Consider the following 19,263-nt stretch of genomic DNA (forward strand, 5'->3'; position numbering starts at 1 on the left):
CTACGAGCGGAGGGGACCAGGAAGACCCGGGTTCAGCGCGCTCGCCGGAAGGGCGGCGCGCCGATGACGGCCGTCAGTGAAGGCGGCGGGCCCGGGCGGTACGGTAGCTGTCACCGGTAGTGGTCTCCGAAGTCACACGCCGGACTCTTTGCACGCCTATACGTAACACTGGGACTGTTGTCTGCGATGGCCAATGTGGGGGACGGACTGGATGAGCCGGTCGCCGCTGCTGTTGAGGGTGATCCTCAAGCGGTCGAGCGGTTGCTGGCGGCCATCCGTCCTTTGGTAGTGCGGTACTGCCGCGCTCGGGTTGGCAGGCAGGAGCGTTCGTTCGCTTCCGCAGACGACGTTGCTCAGGAGGTGTGTCTCGCGGTGCTCACGGCATTGCCTTCGTACCGTGATCAGGGCCGCCCGTTCCTGGCCTTCGTCTACGGGATCGCCCAGCACAAGGTGGCCGACGCGCATCGCGCCGCGGCCCGTAACCGTGCCGAGCCGGTCGCCGAAGTCCCCGACGAGATCGAGGGCGGCGTCGGCCCCGAGCAGCGCGCCCTCCAGGGCGAGCTGAACGAGCGCATGTCGCAGCTGCTGCGCGTACTTCCCGACAAACAGCGTGAGATCGTGGTCCTGCGGGTGGTCGTGGGACTGTCCGCCGAAGAGACGGCCGAGGCCGTGGGGTCCACCCCCGGCGCCGTCCGGGTGGCCCAGCATCGCGCCCTCGCGCGCCTACGTAAGGTTCTGGCCGCTGAGGAGGTGATCTGAGTGACCGATCGCGACCATCGGTTCTCCCCCGGGACCGATCGTGAACTGACGGCTTTCGAAAGAGGGCTGACGCCCTCGGAAGCAGAGTTCGCAGCTGATCTCTCGGCCGTCCAGGCCGATGATGCGCTGCTCGACGCCCTTGGTGGCTCGGATCCGAAAATGGCCGACGACCTCGGCGATCAGGAACTGAACGCGCTGCTGCTGGCCTGGCGGCGTGACATCGACAGCGAACCGCTCGCGGAACTCGTCGACGTCGACACCGCCGTCGTCACCGTGAAGACCGCCGCGCTCGCCCGCAAACACGGGGGAAGACGCCGGCTGCTGGTCCCGGTGGCCGCCGCCGCGGCCGTCCTGGCCATCGCCTTCGCCGGTACCGGTCTCGCCGCGAAGGACGCGCTGCCTGGTGACACGCTCTGGGGACTGACCAAGGTGCTTTACGCCGACCACGCCCGGTCGGTCGAGGCCGCCGCGGCGGCCAAACTCGATCTCGAAAAGGCGAACCTCGCGCTCGCCGGTGGACGTCTCGACGACGCGCGCAAGGCGCTCGACGAGGCACAGGCCGCGCTGAGCCAGGTGACCGACGAAGAGAACCGCGACCAGCTGCTCGAACAGCACCGCCAGTTGAGTGCTCAGCTGCAGAACCCCGGACAGCAGCCGCTGCCGCCGGATCAGCAGTCGCCGTCGCAGACTCCGGTCACGACCACGCCGCCGCCCAGCCCGCAGCCGACCGCTCCGCCGACGTCGCTGCCAGGAGGCGGCAACCCCGGCACGAGTCTGCCGGGCACCACGACTCCTTCGCCGACTCCGCCGACGTCGTCCAGCGAACCGCCGCCCCCCACGACGTCGACCACCCCGCCGGCCTCGGGGAACGATCCCGGTGGCTCGCGGAACGAGCCGACGCCCGGCGCTGGAGCGCAGGTGCCCGCCGCGGGCGAGACGACGTAGCACCCCGAAACGCCGAAGGGCCTGGTGAGATCGCTCTCACCAGGCCCTTTCTTTATGCGTCTCAGATCGCGCTTAGCCCGCTAAAGTCGCTCGACTTTAGCGGGCTAAACGCGATCAGTAGGCGCTCTCGTTGGCGGTGACACCGTCCGCGAAGCCGCGGCAGTAGTCCCAGCTCACGTAGTCACCGGGGTTCGGATCGAACGCGGGCTCGTGCGGCCGCATCCGGCCGTCGGCGAGCAGCTGCTCGAGACTGGCGCGCAGCAGATGCCAGTCGTGATAGTGGGGTTCGTCGCATTCACCGCAGTCGACCACGATCCCGCGTACTCCGCGCGGTTCGAGAAGCGCCTGGTACACGGCGAGATCGGAGAGGTCGGCCAGCAACTCGGTGCGCTCGTCGTCGCTGATCGGCTCGTCGAGCCGGTCAGCGTCGTCGATGAACGCGCGGGCCGGGTCGTCCGGGTCATCCGCGAACGGGTCTGGGGGCAACGCATCTTGCGGCACGCCTGCACGCTACCGGGCGCCCACCCGGGCCGGGCGGCCGCCCGGCCCGGATATCATGAGGGGCAGGCCCTCGCCGTGATGCAAACAGCCACGGCGGCCCCCATTAGTCACCGCTAGGAAGGCCGTTCGCCTGCTATGACCAGCGACAGCGTCACCGCCCCCGTCCCGAGCAAGTTCGCCATGCTCGGGCTGACCTTCGACGACGTGCTGCTGCTGCCGGCCGAGTCCGACGTGGTGCCCAGTGCGGTCAGCACCCGCACCCGGCTCTCCCGCAACGTCACCCTGAACATCCCGCTGGTCTCCGCCGCCATGGACACGGTCACCGAAGGCCGGATGGCGATCGCGATGGCGCGCCAGGGCGGAATGGGCGTGCTGCAGCGCAACCTGCCGATCGACGACCAGGCCGCCGCCGTCGAGGTCGTGAAGCGCTCCGAAGCCGGCATGGTGACCGACCCGGTCACGTGCTCGCCCGAGGACACCCTCGCCGAGGTCGACGCGCTGTGCGCGCGGTTCCGGATCTCCGGTGTGCCGGTGACGGACGCCGCCGGGAACCTGGTGGGCATCATCACCAACCGCGACATGCGGTTCGAGGTCGACCACACCCGCCCGGTGCACGAGGTGATGACGAAGCCGCCGCTGGTCACCGCGCAGGTCGGGGTCACCGCGGAGGCCGCGCTCGGCTTGCTGCGCCGCCACAAGATCGAGAAGCTGCCGATCGTCGACGGGGCGGGCAAGCTGCGCGGGCTGATCACGGTCAAGGACTTCGTCAAGACCGAGCAGTACCCCAACGCCTCCAAGGACACCAACGGCCGCCTGATCGTCGGTGCCGCCGTCGGCGTCGGCCCGGACGGGCACAAACGCGCGATGGCGCTGGCCGACGCCGGGGTCGACGTGCTGATGGTGGACACCGCGCACGGGCACTCCCGCGCCGTCGTCGAGACCGTCGCGCTGCTGAAGAAGGAACTGGGCGACACCGTCGACATCGTCGGCGGCAACGTCGCGACCCGGGCCGGCGCGCAGGCGCTGGTTGAAGCGGGCGCGGACGGGATCAAGGTCGGCGTCGGTCCCGGTTCCATCTGCACCACCCGCATCGTCGCCGGGGTCGGCGTGCCGCAGATCTCCGCGATCTACGAGGCCGACCAGGCTGCGCGCCCGGCCGGGATCCCGGTGATCGGCGACGGCGGCATCCAGTACTCGGGTGACATCGCGAAGGCGATCGCGTCCGGCGCGTCCACCGTGATGCTCGGCAGCCTGCTCGCGGGCACCGCCGAATCGCCCGGTGACCTGATCCTGGTCAACGGCAAGCAGTTCAAGACCTACCGCGGGATGGGCTCGCTGGGCGCCATGCAGTCGCGCGGCCAGGCGAAGTCCTACTCGAAGGACCGCTACGCCCAGGACGACGTGCTGAGCGAGGACAAACTGGTCCCCGAGGGCATCGAGGGGCGGATCCCGTTCCGCGGGCCGCTCGCGAACGTCGTCCACCAGCTGGTGGGCGGGCTGCGGTCGGGCATGGGCTACGCGGGCGCGTCGACGATCCCCGAGCTGCAGGAGGCGCAGCTGGTGCGGATCACCGCGGCGGGGCTCAAGGAGAGCCACCCGCACGACATCACGATGACCGTCGAGGCGCCGAACTACACCACCCGGTAGTCCGCCCTTTAGGACACTTACGTGTTCGGTTCCGTTCTCGGGAGACTTGGTCCGCTGATCAAGTCTCCCTGGGAGGAACCGATGTCCTTTACTTCGCGGCGTACCGCGCTGGCCGTCTTCGCCGCCGCTGCCCTCGGGCTCGGCGGCGGGGTGGCGGCTTCCGCCGTCCCCACCGCTTCCGCCGCGCCTTCCGCACCCGAGGCCGCCGCTCTCCAGACGTCACCGGGTGAGCTGTGGAAGCGCACCGAGCTGTACTTCGGGACGACGAAGCCGGGCGGCGGGGAGCTGACCGATGCCGAGTTCGCGGCGTTCACCGACAAAGCCGTCACGCCGAGGTTCCCGGACGGGTTCACCGAGCTGACCGGGCGCGGCCAGTGGCGCGGCTCGGACGGGGTGATCTCGCGGGAGAAGTCGAAGGTGATCATCGTCGTGTACCCGTTCAGCGACCGCGACGCGAACCGCGAGATCGAGGAGATCCGGACCGACTACAAGAAGGCCTTCTCGCAGGAATCCGTCCTCCGGACCGACTCCGTGGAGAAGGTCTCCTTCTGACCCTCGAGTCCCACGTGCCCCACCCGAGCGCCTTTAGCGGGCTAAACGTGAAACAGGTGGGGCACCTGGGGCCGGTGTGACTTCGGGCCCGGTTCGGGTGCCCCGTGCGCAGGTCACCCACGCGGCCTAGCGACAATGGGGTGTAACGGTCGTCGGTGAGAAGGGACTTGACGTGCGGGATCTGGTCGAGATCGGCATGGGCCGCACCGCGCGGCGGGCGTATGACCTCGATGACGTGGAGATCGTGCCGTCGCGGCGCACCAGGTCGTCGTCGGTCGTGTCCACCGCCTGGCAGATCGACGCGTACCGGTTCGAGCTGCCGCTGGTCACCCACCCCACCGACGCGATCGTGTCGCCGGGAACCGCGGTGGCCGTCGGCGAGCTAGGCGGGCTGGGCGTCCTCAACGCCGAAGGGCTGTGGGCGCGGCACCCGAACGTCGAGGACGCGATCTTCCGCCTCGTCCGGGCGGCAGAGGACACCGAGGACCCGACCGCGATCGTGCGTGAGCTGCAGGAACTGCACTCCGCCCCGATCCGGCTGGACCTGCTGTCCGAGGCGATCAAGACCGTCCGCGAGTCCGGGGTCACGGTGGCCGCGCGGGTCAGCCCGCAGCACGCCGCCGAGCTCACGCCGGACCTGCTCGCGGCGGGTGTCGAGATCCTGGTCGTGCAGGGCACGATCATCTCCGCGGAGCACGTCCAGCGTGACGTCGAGCCGCTGAACCTGAAGGACTTCATCGGACGGCTCGACGTCCCGGTGATCGCGGGCGGCGTCAGCGACTACCGCACCGCGATGCACCTGATGCGCACCGGCGCGGCAGGCGTCATCGTCGGCCACGGGGCCAGCCGCGGCGTGACGAGCACCGACAGCGTGCTCGGGATCGGGACGCCGATGGCGACCGCGATCGTCGACGCCGCGGCCGCGCGCCGCGACTACCTCGACGAGACCGGCGGCCGATACGTTCACGTGCTCGCCGACGGCGGGATGAGCGTGTCCGGTGACATCGCCAAGGCCATCGCCTGCGGTGCCGACGCCGTCATGCTGGGCGCGCCGCTGGCCGCCGCCTCCGAGGCGCCGGGGCAGGGGCTGTACTGGACGTCGGCGGCCGCGCACCCGTCGCTGCCGCGTTCGCGCGTGGCGCTGGGGCCGGACTACGCCGTCGACCTGAAGACGCTGCTCTTCGGGCCGTCCTCGGACGCCGAGGGCGTCGTGAACCTCTTCGGCGCGCTTCGCCGCGCGATGGCGAAGACGGGCTACTCGGACCTGAAGGAGTTCCAGCGGGTCGGCCTTACCGTTCGCCGCTGACGCTCGCTCCTCGGCCCGGATCGCGTTTAGCCCGCTAAACGCGATCCGGGCCGCTTTGCGTTCACGTGCCCCAGGAGTCACAGCAGCCCCAAGCGTCCCTCCTGTTTCACGTTTAGCCCGCTAAAGGCGCTCTGGCGGCCGGGGGTGGTAGTGGGCCGAGCCGAGCGCCCGGGCGATCTTTCGCTGCAGGTCGCGCAGGATCGGGAGGGTTTCGTCGTCCGCGAAGCCGGTGGTGATCGACCAGTCCATGCCGGAGCCGAAGACGTCGCTGGCGAACACGATCTCGGTGGCGATCAGGGTCTTGCACCATTCCGAGGCGCGTAGCGGTTCTTCGTCGGCCAGCGCCGCGCGCAACCTTCGCGCCTGCTCGAAGAGGTCGGGCACGTCCTTGAAGCCCATCGCGACGGCGAGGTCGTCGGTGCAGGCGGCCGGTCCTCCCCATTCCGCCAGGCCACAGCGCAATACCGTGCGCTCGTCACGCGTCAGGTCGATCGCCACCGGGGCATCCGTATCCACCGATCGATGATGCCTCAGCCGCGTTCGCGCATCCGGGTGGAAGGTAACTGGCCGGTAACTTACCTCTGGTCAGAAGTGGTGGCCGAGGTTACAGTCCAAGGTGTGACTGCCAGTAACACCACCACTGAAGACGACTTCGACTACGACGTGATCGTCGTCGGCTCCGGGTTCGGCGGGAGTGTCGCCGCCCTTCGCCTGACCGAGAAGGGCTATCGCGTCGCCGTCATCGAGGCGGGCCGCCGCTTCGCCGACGACGAGTTCGCGAAGACGTCCTGGGACCTTCGCCGCTACGTCTGGGCGCCTCAGGTCGGCTGCTTCGGCATCCAGCGCATCCACATGCTCAAGGACGTCATGGTGCTCGCCGGCGCGGGCGTCGGCGGCGGCTCGCTGGTCTACGCGAACACGCTGTACCGCCCGTTGAAGCCGTTCTACGTCGACCCGCAGTGGTCCCACATCACCGACTGGGAGTCCGAGCTCGGCCCGCATTACGACCAGGCCAGCCGCATGCTGGGGGTCGTCACCAACCCCAGCGTCACGCCGTCGGACGTCGTGATGAAGGGCGTCGCCGAGGACATGGGCGTGCCGGATTCGTATCACCCGACGCCGGTCGGCGTGTACTTCGGCAAGCCGGGGGAGCGCGCCGAGGATCCGTACTTCGGCGGCGCGGGCCCGGCGCGCACCGGCTGTACCGAATGCGGCGCCTGTATGACCGGCTGCCGCGTCGGCGCCAAGAACACGCTGGTCAAGAACTACCTGTACCTCGCGGAGAAGGACGGCGCGAAGGTCATCCCGCTCACCACCGTGAGCGCGATTAGCCCGCTAAACGCAGGTGGGTACGAGGTGAGCATCAAGAAGACCGGGACCACCTCGCGCAAGTTCCGGCACAAGCTCACCGCCGCGCAGGTGGTGCTCGCCGCCGGCACCTGGGGCACGCAGAACCTGCTCCACGGCATGCGCGACACCGCCAAGTTGCCGAAGCTCTCGCCGCGCCTCGGCGAGCTGACCCGCACCAACTCCGAGGCCATCATCGGCGCCGCCCGCACCTCGGTCGACGAAGACCGGAACTTCAGCCGCGGCGTCGCGATCACGTCGTCGATCCATCCCGACGACAACACGCATATCGAGCCCGTCCGCTACGGCAAGGGCAGCAACGCGATGAGCCTGCTCCAGACCATCGCCACCGAAGGCGATTCGGCGGTGCCGCGCTGGCGTCAGGCCGTGAACTTCATGGTCAAGCACCCGGTCCAGACCGTGAAGCTGCTCAACGGCTACCGCTGGAGCGAGCGCACGGTGATCCTGCTGGTGATGCAGAGCCTCGACAACTCCATCACCACGTACACCAAACGCGGGCTCTTCGGCCGTCGCAAGTACACCTCCAAACAGGGCCACGGCGAGCCGAACCCCAGCTTCATCCCCGCGGGGCACGAGGCCAACCTCCGCACCGCCGAGCGCATCGGCGGAATGGCGGGCGGCACCTGGGGCGAGATCTTCGACATCCCGCTGACGGCGCATTTCATCGGCGGCGCCGCCATCGGCACGTCGCCCGACAACGGCGTGATCGACCCGTACCACCGGGTCTTCAACTACCCCGGCCTGTCCATTGTGGATGGTTCGGCGATCACGGCGAACCTCGGCGTGAACCCCTCGCTGACGATCACCGCGCAGGCCGAGCGGGCCTTCTCGTTCTGGCCCAACAAGGGTGAGCGGGACAGCAGGCCGTCACAGGACTCGCCGTACGCGCGGCTCGAACCGATCGCACCGAAGAACCCCTCGGTTCCGGCGGACGCGCCCGCGGCGCTTCGGCGCTAGCCCGGACGCCGCCACCCTCAACGGACAGGCTTCACCTGACGGTAGATTCGAAGATGTGACAGCTTCCGAACGCGCACACGTCCTGCTGAACCGCGTCCGCGCCCTGCACGACGAATGGGAGCGCGTCGTGCGCGGGATCGACGAGGAGGCCGTGCGCGGCCCCAGCGCGCTGCCCGGCTGGACGCGAGCGCATCTGCTGTCCCACCTGGCGCGGAACGCCGACGGCCTGGTCAACCTGCTCACCTGGGCGAAATCGGGCGTCGAGACGCCGATGTACGCCGGTGAGACGGTCAGGGACCGCGACATCGAGAAAGGTGCGTACCGGTCCGTCGAGGAGATCGCCGAGGACGTCGTCGGCTCCGCCGCGCGCTTCGTCGAGGTCGCGGAAAGCCTGCCGGACGGCGCGTGGCAGGCCCGGGTGCGAGCCAGGCAAGGGCGTGAGATCTCGGCGGAGTTCGTGCTCTGGCTCCGGCTCTCCGAAACCTCGATCCATCTCGCCGACCTCGACTTCGGCTACGACTTCGCCCGCGTCGCCGATCTGCTCGGCGACGAGTTCGACACCGTCGTCGGCAACGCCATCGGGATGTACGGCGGCGAACTGCCTGCCGTGCTCTTGGTCGCCGCCGAAGAGAACGGGTATCGCCACGAGTGGCGGATGAGCGAAGGGGAACTGACGACGTTGACCGGGACCCGCGGCGAGGTATTGGCCTGGGTCACCGGCCGCAGCGATGGAACCTCTTTGGACGGTGACGTGCCGACGCTCCCGCGCTGGCTGTAATCACGCGAGTTCGCCATCCCCGCACGTCGGCTCTTGTGCGGAAAAGCCGATCTCACGTGATTGAACGGCGAACTCACGTGATTGGGCGCGTAACTCGCGTGATCAGAAGGCGAACTCTCGCCGAACAGGATGACGCCACCGTCCAAAGAGGACGTGATCAGCTCCGGAACGAGTCCACGCCGAACTGCTTGGCGATGTCGTCGAGCATGGCGTTCGCACCCTGCAGGCTCACCGAGGTGAACCAGGTGGTGTCGTTGACGTCGATCTTCTTTCCCTTGAGAGTTCCCCAAAGCGGGTTCGACTGGAACTTCGTCATGGGGTTTTCGGCCTGCTTGGTCTCATCGGTGTAGCTGGCGATGAAGATCGCCTCGGCGTCGAGCTTCCCGATCTCCTCCTGGCTGAGGTCGTTGGAGATCTTCGCCTTGTTGTCCGGCTGGCCCGCGGGGCGCTGGAGCCCGGCGTCGGCCATCACGGTCCCGGGGAACGACGCGCTGCTGTAGAGCCGCACCGTCGGCTCGCCCTCGATGAAGCGGACCACGGAGACGGCCGCGGGCTTGCCGAGCTTCGCCTTGATCGCGTCGCCGACCTTGCGGGCCCGCTCCTCGTAGGACTTGATCTTTTGCTCTGCCAAGGCTTCCTTGCCCAGCGCCTTGCCGAGCAGCCGGATGTTGTCCTTCCAGGTGGCGCCGGTGGTCTGGCTGAACACCGTGGGTGCGACCTTGCTGAACTCCGCGTAGAACTTCTCGTGCCGCACCTTCGCGGAAACGATCAGATCCGGCTTGATGTCGTACAGCTGCTCGATGTCCGGGCTCTCGAGCGCACCGATCTCCTTGGCGCCCTCGGCGTACTTGCGGTCGTCGCCGAGGTAGTCCGGCAGCTTGTCGTAGTTGCGATATTTGGTGTACGCCACCAGTTTCGTCTCAAGCGCCAGCGTGGCGTCGACGTAGCTCGAATCGAGTGCCGCGACGGTGGCGGGCTGCTTCTCGATCTGAGCCGACCCCATCACGTGTTCGACGGTGCGCGGGAATCCACTTTGGCCGGTGCCGGGGGAAGCGGCTTCCTGTTCACCGCCACCGCAGGCGGAGAGTGCCAGGCAGGCTGTCACGGCGAGGGCGAGGACTGCGCGCCGGGGTGGGGTCATGGGCCACTCTTTCTGTGCGGTTAGGCTTTCCTAACCGGAGCATAGGATGGCGGATGTCCACAGTGGAAGTTCGTGTTGGGAAGCCGACAGCGGGAGCCCTGCTCGTCACACTTCTGGCTATGATCTGCGTCGCGAGCATCGCCCTCGGTGCGCGTTCGATTCCTTTGGGTGTCGTCTGGGACGCGATCTTCCACCCCGCCGGCGTGCCGGATCATCTGATCGTCCGTTCGTTACGCGTTCCGCGCACGCTGCTCGGCGTGCTGGCGGGCCTCGCGCTCGGCGCGGCCGGCGCGCTCATGCAGGGCCACACTCGTAATCCGCTCGCCGACCCCGGCCTGCTCGGTGTCACCCAGGGCGCGGCCTTCGCGGTCGTCCTCGCCGTCGTCGTGCTGGGCATCGACGACCTGTACGCGTTCATCTGGTTCGGTTTCGCCGGCGCGCTGATCGCGAGCGCCGTGGTGTTCCTGCTCGGCGCGGTCGGCGGCCGCGGCGCCACCCCGGTGACGCTCGCGCTGGCCGGAGCCGCGGTGAGCGCCCTGCTCAACGGCATCATCTCCGCGATCGTGCTCGGCGACGACCGCGGAATGGAGACCTACCGGTTCTGGCACGTCGGTTCGATCGCCGGTCGCGACCCCGCGATGATCGGCCAGATCGCCCCGTTCGTGGCCGTGGGCCTGCTTCTCGCGGTCGTCAACACGCCGGGGATGAACACGCTCGCGCTCGGTGACGACGTCGCCGTCGCGCTCGGACGCCGGGTGGGGCGCACGCGGTTGCTCGGGGTCGCCGCGATCACGCTGCTGACCGGTGCCGCCGTCGCCGCCTGCGGGCCGATCGCGTTCCTCGGCCTGCTGGTGCCGCATTTCGCGCGGGCGATCAGCGGCCCCGACTACCGGTGGCTGGTGCCGTTCTCCGCGGTACTCGGCGCGATCCTGCTGCTGGCCGCGGATCTGCTCGGCCGCGTCGTCGCCTCGGACAACCTGGAGGTCGGCATCATGCTGGCGGTGCTCGGCGTGCCGGTGTTCGTCCACCTGGTCCGCAAGAAGGGCTTGGCACGGATATGACGGCTCCCAAGGTGATCTCGCTCGGCCCGGCCGCCTGGACGGTCCGGCCGAGGACGCTCGCCGTCGTGATCCTCGCGGCGGTCGCGCTGGTGCTGGTCGCGGCACTGAACATCGGCATCGGCACCTCGCACATCGGCCTCGGCGACGTCCTGAAGACGCTGTTCGGTGGTGGCACCGCGCGGGAACGCGGGATCATCTTCGACCTGCGGATGCCCCGCACGCTGACCGCGATCGGGGTCGGCGCGGCCCTCGGCCTGTCCGGCGCGCTGTTCCAGACCGTCGCCAGGAATCCGCTGGCCAGCCCGGACATCCTCGGGATCACGTGGGGTGCGGGTGTCGGCGCGGTCGGCGTGATCGTCGCCGGCGGCACCGGCGGCCAGGTCAGCGGGCTGGCGAGCACACTGGGCGTCCCGCTCGCCGGTCTGGCGGGCGGCGTGATCGCGGGAATCCTGCTGTACGCGCTTTCGTGGCGGCGCGGGATCGACGGCTACCGGCTGGTCCTGATCGGCATCGCGCTGTCGGCCGTCGGCTACAACCTCGTGTACTGGCTGCTGACCATCGGAGACGTCGACAATGCCGCGCGGGCGACGACGTGGATCGTCGGCAGCCTCGCCGACGTCGGCTGGGAATCGGTCGCGCCGGTCCTGCTGGCGCTGGCCGTGCTCGCGCCGATCACGCTGGTCGCCGGGCACACCATCGGCGGCCTGCAGTTCGGCGACGACACCGCGCGCGGCCTCGGCATCCGGGTCGACGCCGCCCGCGGGACCCTGCTGCTGCTCGCCGCGGCACTGGCCGCCGTCGCCACCGCGGCCGCGGGCCCGATCACCTTCGTCGCGCTGGCCACCCCGCAGATCGCCCTGCGGCTGGTCCGCTCGGCGCAGCCGCCGCTGTTCGGATCGATGGTCCTCGGCGCGCTGCTGACCGTCGGCGCGGACTTCGCCGTCCGGGTGACGCCGGGACTGTCCGGGCTCCCGGTCGGGGTGCTGACGGCGATCCTCGGCGCGCCCTACCTGATCTTCCTGTTCGTCCGCAGCCGTAAGGAGGAGCGCGCGTGAACGCCAGACTGCGTGCCCGGGAATTGGAACTCGGCTACGGCGAAACGCCCGTCGTGACCGGCCTCGACCTCGACGTCCTCGACGGGACCGTCACCGCGATCATCGGCCCCAACGGCTGCGGCAAATCGACGCTGCTGCGCGCGCTGGCCAGGTTGCTCAAACCGCGGCAGGGCGCGGTGCTGCTCGACGGCGAGCGGATCGAAAAGCTGCCGACCCGCGAGGTCGCCAAGATCATCGGCCTGTTGCCGCAGACGCCGTCCGCACCCGAAGGGCTGACCGTCTCCGACCTGGTCCGGCGGGGGCGGCATCCGCATCAGAGCTGGTACCGGCAGTGGTCGTCCTCCGACGACGAGGCGATCGAACGGGCGCTGCGCCTGACCGGGATGGACGAGCACGCCGGCCGGGTCGTCGACCAGCTTTCCGGCGGGCAGCGGCAGCGGGCGTGGATCTCGATGACGCTGGCACAGGAGACCGGGCTGCTGCTGCTCGACGAACCGATCACCTACCTCGACCTCGCGCATCAGATCGACGTGCTGGACCTGGTGTACCGGCTGCACAACGAACGCGGGACCACCGTGGTGATGGTGCTGCACGACCTCAATCTCGCCGCCAGGTACGCGGACAAGCTGGTCGCGATGCGGGACGGCCGGATCGTCGCGCAAGGGCCGCCAGCGGAGGTCCTCACCGAGCCGCTGCTCGACGAGATCTTCGGCCTGTCGGCGAAGGTCATGACCGATCCGGTGTCCGGTACGCCACTGGTCGTGCCGGTGAGCGCACACCTTCGGGGGTAGCGCCGCAACCTGCCCGCCCGCTGGGCGTCTAACGGGCATGGAGAGAAGGGCGTTCCTCAAGCTCGCCGGGGTGACCGTGGCCGGAGCGGCCGCGACGGCGTGTTCCGCCGCGCCTCCCGCGCAGGCGCCCAGTTCGGCTCCCGGCACGTCCTTGCCGCCGAGCACCAGCGTCTCGTCGCCGTCGGGCCCGCCGGACTGGGCGGCGTTGCGGAACAAGGTCTCCCTGCTCCTGCCGGGGGATTCCGACTACGACAGCGTCAAGCGCGTGTTCAATCCGGCCTTCGACAGCCTCAAGCCCGCCGCCATCGCCAAATGTGCCAAGCCTGAAGATGTGCAGGCCGCCGTTTCCGCCGCCGCACGGCGAGTTCCCATCGCCGCGCGCAGTGGTGGGCACAGCTACGCCGGTTACTCGGTTCCCGACGGTGGCTTGATGATCGACCTCGGCGGTATGTCCTCAGTGGACGTTCAGGGGGACCGGGTCGTGATCGGTGCCGGCGCGAAGTTGAAGAACGTCTACGCCACGCTCGGCGGCGCGGGCCGGTGCCTGCCGGCGGGTTCGTGCCCCAGCGTCGGGATCGCCGGGCTGACACTCGGCGGCGGAATCGGGGTACTCGCCCGAAAATACGGACTCACCTGCGATCATCTGGTGTCCGCGCAGGTCGTCACGGCGGACGGGAAACTCCGGACGGCGTCGGCGGATTCCGAACCGGAACTGTTCTGGGCATTGCGCGGCGGGGGAGGCGGCAACTTCGGTGTCGTCACTTCGTTCACCTTCCGCACGGATCCGGCGCCGTCGGCGGTTTCGGTGTTCTCCTTGCGTTTTCCGGCGGGCAGCGCGGACGACGTCCTCGCCGAGTGGCAACGCTGGCTCCCCGAAGCGCCGCCGGAGTTGTGGGCGAACGTCGTGCTGTCCGGCGGATCCCCGGTCGGCGCACGCGTTTCCGGTTGCTACGTAGGCGATTCCGCTTCGTTGGGCAAGATCCTGGACCGCTTCTCCGGCGCTACGCGGTCCGTCAAGCAGCTCGACTATCTCGGTGCGATGAAGTACTTCTCCGGCGGTGAAAGCCGACAGTCCTTTGTGGCCTCATCGCGGATACTCGAAGAACCGGCGGATCCCGCGAAGCTGACGTCGGTCCTCAAAGGCAGACGCGGAATGGACCTGCTGGTCGACGGTCTCGGTGGCGCGGTCGCCGACATCGCCCCGGACGCCACCGCGTTCTGGCATCGGAAGGCGATCGGCAGTGTGCAGATCTACGGCCAGGCGGACGCGCGCAACCGTTCCGCGGCAACGGATTCCGTCGCGGAAGTGGTGACGGGGCTCGGGCTGGGCGGGGGCTACGTCAACTACATCGACCCCGCCCTGCCCGACTGGATGACCGCCTACTACGGCGGTAATGCCGCCCGCCTGAAGCAGGTGGCGAAGACCTACGACCCGGACAAGGTGTTCGGATTCGCGCAGGCCGTCACCCCGGACTAGAGGTCGATGCCGGTGAAGACGGTGACCCGTTCCTCGGTGAGGTCGTGCATCGCGGCGAGGACGCCTTCCCTGCCGACACCCGATCCCTTGACGCCGCCGTAGGGCATCTGGTCCGCGCGGTAACTCGGGACGTCGCCGATGATCACGCCGCCGACGTCGAGTTCGGTCGACGCGTAGAAGGCGAGATGCACGTCGCGGGTGAACACTCCGGCCTGCAATCCGTAGGCGGATTCGTTGACCGAAGCGAAAGCCTCGTCGACACCATCCACAATGGACACAGCGAGCACCGGGCCGAAGATCTCCTCCGCCCAGGCCTTTGTGGACGGTGGCGCGTCGGTGAGCACGGTCGGCTCCACCGTCGCGCCCTCTCGTTTGCCGCCGGTGAGGATCTTCGCGCCCGCGGCGACGGCTTCGTCGATCCAGGCGACGATCCGCTCCGCGGCAGCCTCGTCGACGACCGGGCCCACATCGGTGTTCTTGTCGTACGGGTCACCGGTTCGCTGTCCCCGCACGGCTTCCACCAAGGCGGGCACGAATTCCTCGGCGACTTCGCGTTCGACGATCACGCGCTGCACGGCGATGCAGGACTGCCCGGCCTGGTAGTTGCCGAAGGTCGCGATGCGCTCCGCGGCACCTTCCGGATCCGGCCAGTCGCGCAGGACGACGGCGGCCGCGTTGCCGCCGAGTTCGAGCACGACGTGTTTGCGCGGCGCGGCGTCCGCGATCGACCAGCCGACCGGTCCCGAACCGGTGAACGACACGACCGGCAGCCGGGGATCCGCGACCAGTGCCGACGTCTCCTCGTTTCCGAGCGGCAGCACCGAAAACGCGCCTTCCGGCAGGTCCGTCTCCGCCAGGATCTCGCCGAGGATCAGCGCGGACAACGGCGTGCGCGGCGCGGGTTTGACGATGATCGGCGCGCCGACCGCGAGCGACGGCGCGACCTTGTGCGCCACCAGGTTCAGCGGGAAGTTGAACGGCGCGATGCCCAGCACCGGGCCGCGCGGGAGGCGCCGGGTCAGTGCCAGCCTGCCCTCGCCCGCGGGGTCGGTGTCCAGGCGCTGCAGGTCGCCGCTGAACCGGCGGGCCTCTTCGGCGGCGATCCGGAACACCGACACCGCGCGCCGCACCTCGGCGTCGGCCCACTTGAGCGGCTTGCCGTTCTCGGCGGTGATGACCTCGGCGATCTCCTCGGCCCGGCCGGCGATGACGCGCGAAACGTGGTCGAGCGCCGCGGCGCGGCTGTGCGCCGAGGAACGGCGGAACTCCTTCGCGACGCTCGCCGCCGCGCTCACCGCTCGTTCGACCTGCTCCGGTCCGGGCACCGCGACGGTGGCGACTTCGCTGCCGTCAAAGGGGTGATGCACGGTGATCGTCGAAGCGCCCTGCTCGGGGCGTCCGGCGATCCAGGCGGGGCGCGGCTCCGGGGTGATCATGTCCATGGGTAAGAAGGTATTGCAGTCAGGGCTTGACGAGCACCTTGAGCGCCTCGCGGTCCGCCATGGCGCGGTAGCCGTCGGGGACCTCTTCGAGGCCGATGGTCCGGTCGAAGACCTTGCCGGGCTGGTATTTGCCCTCGACGACGTCGTCGAGCAGTTCGGGGATGTAGCGGCGCGCGGGTGCCACGCCTCCGGTGATGGTGATGTTGCGGCGGAAGAGCGACGGGCCGATCGGACCCTCGGCGTACTGCGGCACGCCGACGCGGCTGACCGTGCCGCCGGGGCGGACCGCGCCGACGCCCATCTCGAAGGCGGGCTTCGTGCCGACGCATTCGAGAACGGTGTGCGTGCCTTCGCCGCTTGTCAGCTCTCGCACTTTCTCGATGCCTTCGTCGCCGCGCTCGGCTACGACGTCTGTCGCGCCGAATTCGCGGCCGAGGTCCGTACGGGTCCGGTGACGGCCCATCAGGATGACGCGCTCTGCGCCGAGCCGCTTCGCCGCGAGGACCGCGGAGAGGCCGACGGCACCGTCACCGATGACGGTGACGGTGGTGCGCTCGTTCACGCCCGCCTTGACCGCGGCGTGGTGGCCGGTCGCGAACACGTCGGAGAGCGTGAGGAACGAGGCGAGCAGGTCGTCGTCCTCGGTGTGCGGCAGTTTCACCAGCGTGCCGTCGGCCTGCGGGACGCGAACGGCCTCGCCCTGACCGGCGTCGACACCCTTCGCGCCCCAGTTGCCGCCGTGCAGGCACGAGGTGTGGAGGCCTTCGCGGCAGAACTGGCACGTGTTGTCGGAGTAGACGAACGGCGCGACGGCCAGGTCGCCCGGCTTGAGCGTGGTGACGTCGGAGCCGACGGCCTCGACGATGCCGAGGAACTCGTGGCCGATCCGGACGCCGCGGTCGCGTGCGGGCATGCTGCCGTACGGCCAGAGGTCGCTGCCGCAGATGCAGGACCGGACCACCCGGAGGAGGGCGTCGGTCGGTTCGCTCAGCTTCGGGTCCGGGACGGTCTCGACGCGTACGTCGCCGGCGCCGTAGATGAGAGTCGCTCGCAAGACGGGTCCTTTCCTCGGCCGGCCCCAGTATGGGCGCGTCGCGTTCAGCCCGCTAAACGCGATCCCGATAGAGGTCGCGCAGGAGGAGGACCTCGGCGCCGTGGTGGATGGCCTCGCGGTTGATGTGCAGGACGAGCGTCGCGAGCGGGTACTCCGCGTACGGGCCTTCGGCCTCGCCGCAGGGGCGCGCGAGGTCTTCGGCGGTGAGGCCGCGGACGCCGTCGCGCCAGCGCGCGTAGGCGTCGTCGAGCTGCTCCAGCGCTTCTTTCGCGGAGCCTGCGTAGGGGAAGGTCTGGTAGTCGGCGGGCGGGCCGCCGAAATGCGACGCGTTCCGCATCGCGAAGACGCCGATGACGATGTGGGCGAGCCGCCAGGCGATCGTCGTCACCGGCGGCGGCGAGGGCTCCGGATATGCCCAGTCGATCGTGAAAGCGCCGTTCTCGTCCGGCCGGATCGTCCAGCAGTCCTCGACGGGCTCCCAGAGGTATTCGTCGTCGGTGAGGGTGTCCAGCCGGGGCCGCAGATGCCGTGTCCAATGCCAGTCGAGCTGTTCGGAGAGTTCCTTGCTCCAGTCGATGTCCATGTCCCGGACGTTAGGACGCCTCGCGGTCATCCGCTGTCCTGAATCGTGAGGGGGTTGGCGGCGAGGTGACCCGGCCCACCTGGGACGATGGTGGGGAAGCGTACTGCTCTGATCTGGAGGTTTCAGGTGCCAAGTCCCACCGGTCCGGTACTCGTCGTGGACTTCGGGGCGCAGTACGCGCAACTGATCGCGCGCCGCGTGCGCGAGGCGCAGGTCTACTCCGAGGTCGTCCCGCACACCGCCACCGCCGAGGACATCCTCGCCAAGGACCCCGCCGCGATCATCCTTTCCGGTGGTCCTTCCAGCGTGTACGCGGAGAACGCCCCCGCCCTCGCGCCCGGCCTTGTCGACGCGGGCGTGCCGATCCTCGGGATCTGCTACGGACACCAGGTGCTCGCGCAGGCTCTCGGCGGCACGGTCGAACCGACCGGGATCCGCGAGTTCGGCCGCACCGAAGTCCGCGTCGCCGGTGAAGGCGGCGTGCTGCACGCCGGCCTCCCGAGCAACCAGCCCGCCTGGATGAGCCACAACGACAGCGTCACCAAGGCCCCCGAGGGCGCCACCGTGACCGCTTCGAGTGACGGTGCAGCCGTCGCCGGGTTCGAAGACGTCGAGCGCCGCTTCGCCGGCGTCCAGTACCACCCCGAGGTGCACCACTCGCCGCACGGCCAAGAGGTGCTCCGCCGCTTCCTGCACGACATCGCGGGCATCAAGCCGCAGTGGACGACGTCGTCCATCGTCGACGACCAGGTCAAGCGCATCGCCGAGCAGGTCGGCGACGGCCGGGCGATCTGCGGGCTCTCCGGCGGCGTCGACTCCGCCGTGGCCGCGGCGCTGGTCCAGCGCGCCATCGGTGACCGGCTGACCTGCGTGTTCGTCGACCACGGTTTGCTCCGCTCCGGCGAGCGCACCCAGGTCGAGCGTGATTTCGTCGCCGCGACCGGGGTCAACCTGGTGACCGTCGACGCGCGCGACCGGTTCCTCGACGCGCTGGCCGGGGTCACCGACCCCGAGGAGAAGCGCAAGATCATCGGCCGCGAGTTCATCCGCGTGTTCGAGCAGGCCGAGCGCGACCTCAAGGCCAAGGGCGACTACAAGTTCCTCGTCCAGGGCACGCTGTACCCGGACGTCGTCGAATCCGGCGGCGGCGAGGGCGCGGCGAACATCAAGAGCCACCACAACGTCGGCGGACTGCCCGACGACCTGCAGTTCGAGCTCGTCGAGCCGCTGCGCCTGCTGTTCAAGGACGAGGTGCGCCGCGTCGGGCTGGAGCTCGGGCTGCCGGAGACGATCGTGCAGCGGCAGCCGTTCCCCGGCCCGGGGCTCGGCATCCGGATCATCGGCGCCGTCGACGCCGAGCGGCTCGAGACGCTGCGCGCGGCCGACGCCATCGCGCGTGAGGAACTCACCGCGGCCGGGCTCGACGGCGAGATCTGGCAGTGCCCGGTGGTGCTGCTGGCCGACGTCCGCAGCGTCGGCGTCCAGGGCGACGGGCGGACCTATGGGCACCCGATCGTGCTGCGGCCGGTGTCGTCCGAGGACGCGATGACCGCGGACTGGACGCGGCTGCCCTACGAGGTGCTGGAGCGGATCTCGACCCGCATCACCAACGAGGTCGCCGAGGTGAACCGGGTGGTACTGGACGTCACGTCCAAGCCGCCGGGCACCATCGAGTGGGAGTGACCGCACCCGGTCCGACTTGCGTTTAGCGGGCAAACCGCGATCTGTCAGGCCCTGGGCACCCAGGCGACCGGATCGCGTTTAGCCCGCTAACTGCGCTCTGGGCCCCTTGGGCACCTCCGCTCCGGGGGCGGGCAAGGCGAAGGCCCCGGCGAGGGGCCGGGGC

General features: G+C 69.4%; 18 protein-coding genes. 12 read left to right on the top strand and 6 right to left on the bottom strand.

The features are described 5' to 3' along the window. Positions 1-186 precede the first annotated feature (186 nt). Together ACLJO0_RS09400 and ACLJO0_RS09405 are read left to right on the top strand one after the other, a co-directional pair. Positions 187-759 (top strand): sigma-70 family RNA polymerase sigma factor, encoded by a 573-nt coding sequence (locus ACLJO0_RS09400; RefSeq protein ID WP_037314832.1) that lies wholly within the window; start codon positions 187-189, stop codon positions 757-759. Beyond that, a complete protein-coding gene (locus tag ACLJO0_RS09405; protein WP_410577571.1) occupies positions 760-1,704 on the top strand; it encodes an anti-sigma-D factor RsdA in 945 nt (314 codons plus the stop codon). Positions 1,705-1,818: 114 nt separating this feature from the next. Here the strand turns inward: ACLJO0_RS09405 and ACLJO0_RS09410 are convergent, their stop codons facing one another. Continuing rightward, positions 1,819-2,205: a DUF5319 domain-containing protein gene (locus tag ACLJO0_RS09410; protein ID WP_125788872.1), complete on the bottom strand. Its 387-nt coding sequence runs from the start codon at positions 2,203-2,205 to the stop codon at positions 1,819-1,821. A gap of 135 nt (positions 2,206-2,340) precedes the next feature. Between ACLJO0_RS09410 and guaB the strand changes: the two genes are divergently transcribed. The 3 genes from guaB to ACLJO0_RS09425 all read left to right on the top strand — a co-directional run bounded on the left by guaB (position 2,341) and on the right by ACLJO0_RS09425 (position 5,710). Continuing rightward, positions 2,341-3,852 (top strand): IMP dehydrogenase, encoded by a 1,512-nt coding sequence (gene guaB / locus ACLJO0_RS09415; protein WP_125788873.1) that lies wholly within the window; start codon positions 2,341-2,343, stop codon positions 3,850-3,852. Between the two features lie 81 nt (positions 3,853-3,933). After that, positions 3,934-4,404 carry a DUF3574 domain-containing protein gene (locus ACLJO0_RS09420; protein WP_410577573.1) on the top strand — a complete coding sequence of 157 codons (471 nt, stop codon included), beginning with the start codon at positions 3,934-3,936 and terminating at the stop codon, positions 4,402-4,404. 172 nt (positions 4,405-4,576) lie between these two features. After that, positions 4,577-5,710, top strand: a complete 1,134-nt coding sequence (locus ACLJO0_RS09425; protein ID WP_125788875.1) for a GuaB3 family IMP dehydrogenase-related protein — start codon at positions 4,577-4,579, stop codon at positions 5,708-5,710. A 120-nt stretch (positions 5,711-5,830) separates the two neighbouring features. Here ACLJO0_RS09425 and ACLJO0_RS09430 read toward each other — a convergent pair whose 3' ends face one another. Further along, the gene (locus ACLJO0_RS09430) at positions 5,831-6,208 is read right to left on the bottom strand and encodes a hypothetical protein (RefSeq protein ID WP_410577575.1); all 378 of its coding nucleotides are present in this window, start codon (positions 6,206-6,208) and stop codon (positions 5,831-5,833) included. Positions 6,209-6,328: 120 nt separating this feature from the next. Here ACLJO0_RS09430 and ACLJO0_RS09435 point away from each other — a divergent pair, with 120 nt between their 5' ends. Further along, a complete protein-coding gene (locus tag ACLJO0_RS09435; protein WP_410577577.1) occupies positions 6,329-8,035 on the top strand; it encodes a GMC oxidoreductase in 1,707 nt (568 codons plus the stop codon). Between the two features lie 55 nt (positions 8,036-8,090). Continuing rightward, positions 8,091-8,813, top strand: a complete 723-nt coding sequence (locus ACLJO0_RS09440; RefSeq protein WP_410577579.1) for a maleylpyruvate isomerase N-terminal domain-containing protein — start codon at positions 8,091-8,093, stop codon at positions 8,811-8,813. Positions 8,814-8,970: 157 nt separating this feature from the next. On the opposite strand, the gene ACLJO0_RS09445 is transcribed toward ACLJO0_RS09440, so the two are convergent. After that, positions 8,971-9,954 carry an ABC transporter substrate-binding protein gene (locus ACLJO0_RS09445; protein ID WP_410577581.1) on the bottom strand — a complete coding sequence of 328 codons (984 nt, stop codon included), beginning with the start codon at positions 9,952-9,954 and terminating at the stop codon, positions 8,971-8,973. A gap of 53 nt (positions 9,955-10,007) precedes the next feature. Here ACLJO0_RS09445 and ACLJO0_RS09450 point away from each other — a divergent pair, with 53 nt between their 5' ends. The 4 genes from ACLJO0_RS09450 to ACLJO0_RS09465 are packed head-to-tail and all read left to right on the top strand — an operon-like array spanning position 10,008 to position 14,338. Continuing rightward, positions 10,008-11,015 (top strand): FecCD family ABC transporter permease, encoded by a 1,008-nt coding sequence (locus ACLJO0_RS09450; protein WP_410577582.1) that lies wholly within the window; start codon positions 10,008-10,010, stop codon positions 11,013-11,015. Then, complete coding sequence (locus ACLJO0_RS09455; RefSeq protein WP_410577584.1) at positions 11,012-12,070, top strand: FecCD family ABC transporter permease; 1,059 nt, start codon at positions 11,012-11,014, stop codon at positions 12,068-12,070. The genes ACLJO0_RS09450 and ACLJO0_RS09455 overlap by 4 nt, the downstream gene beginning before the upstream one ends. Further along, positions 12,067-12,861: an ABC transporter ATP-binding protein gene (locus tag ACLJO0_RS09460; protein WP_410577586.1), complete on the top strand. Its 795-nt coding sequence runs from the start codon at positions 12,067-12,069 to the stop codon at positions 12,859-12,861. The genes ACLJO0_RS09455 and ACLJO0_RS09460 overlap by 4 nt, the downstream gene beginning before the upstream one ends. Before the next feature lie 37 nt (positions 12,862-12,898). Next, entirely contained in the window at positions 12,899-14,338 is a 1,440-nt protein-coding gene (locus ACLJO0_RS09465) for an FAD-binding oxidoreductase (protein ID WP_410577588.1), read from the top strand. Here ACLJO0_RS09465 and ACLJO0_RS09470 read toward each other — a convergent pair. Genes ACLJO0_RS09470 through ACLJO0_RS09480 form a run of 3 tightly spaced genes read right to left on the bottom strand, consistent with a single transcriptional unit; the run spans position 14,335 to position 17,417 of the window. After that, positions 14,335-15,780: an aldehyde dehydrogenase family protein gene (locus ACLJO0_RS09470; RefSeq protein WP_410577590.1), complete on the bottom strand. Its 1,446-nt coding sequence runs from the start codon at positions 15,778-15,780 to the stop codon at positions 14,335-14,337. The genes ACLJO0_RS09465 and ACLJO0_RS09470 overlap by 4 nt on opposite strands. A gap of 19 nt (positions 15,781-15,799) precedes the next feature. Further along, a complete protein-coding gene (locus ACLJO0_RS09475) occupies positions 15,800-16,834 on the bottom strand; it encodes a zinc-dependent alcohol dehydrogenase family protein (protein ID WP_410577592.1) in 1,035 nt (344 codons plus the stop codon). 52 nt (positions 16,835-16,886) lie between these two features. Continuing rightward, complete coding sequence (locus ACLJO0_RS09480; RefSeq protein ID WP_410577594.1) at positions 16,887-17,417, bottom strand: DinB family protein; 531 nt, start codon at positions 17,415-17,417, stop codon at positions 16,887-16,889. A gap of 126 nt (positions 17,418-17,543) precedes the next feature. On the opposite strand from ACLJO0_RS09480, the gene guaA reads away from it, so the two are divergent. After that, entirely contained in the window at positions 17,544-19,100 is a 1,557-nt protein-coding gene (gene guaA / locus ACLJO0_RS09485) for a glutamine-hydrolyzing GMP synthase (protein ID WP_125788883.1), read from the top strand. Positions 19,101-19,263: the final 163 nt, after the last annotated feature.

This window comes from Amycolatopsis sp. lyj-108 (assembly GCF_046549005.1).
Taxonomy (GTDB): Bacteria; Actinomycetota; Actinomycetes; order Mycobacteriales; family Pseudonocardiaceae; genus Amycolatopsis.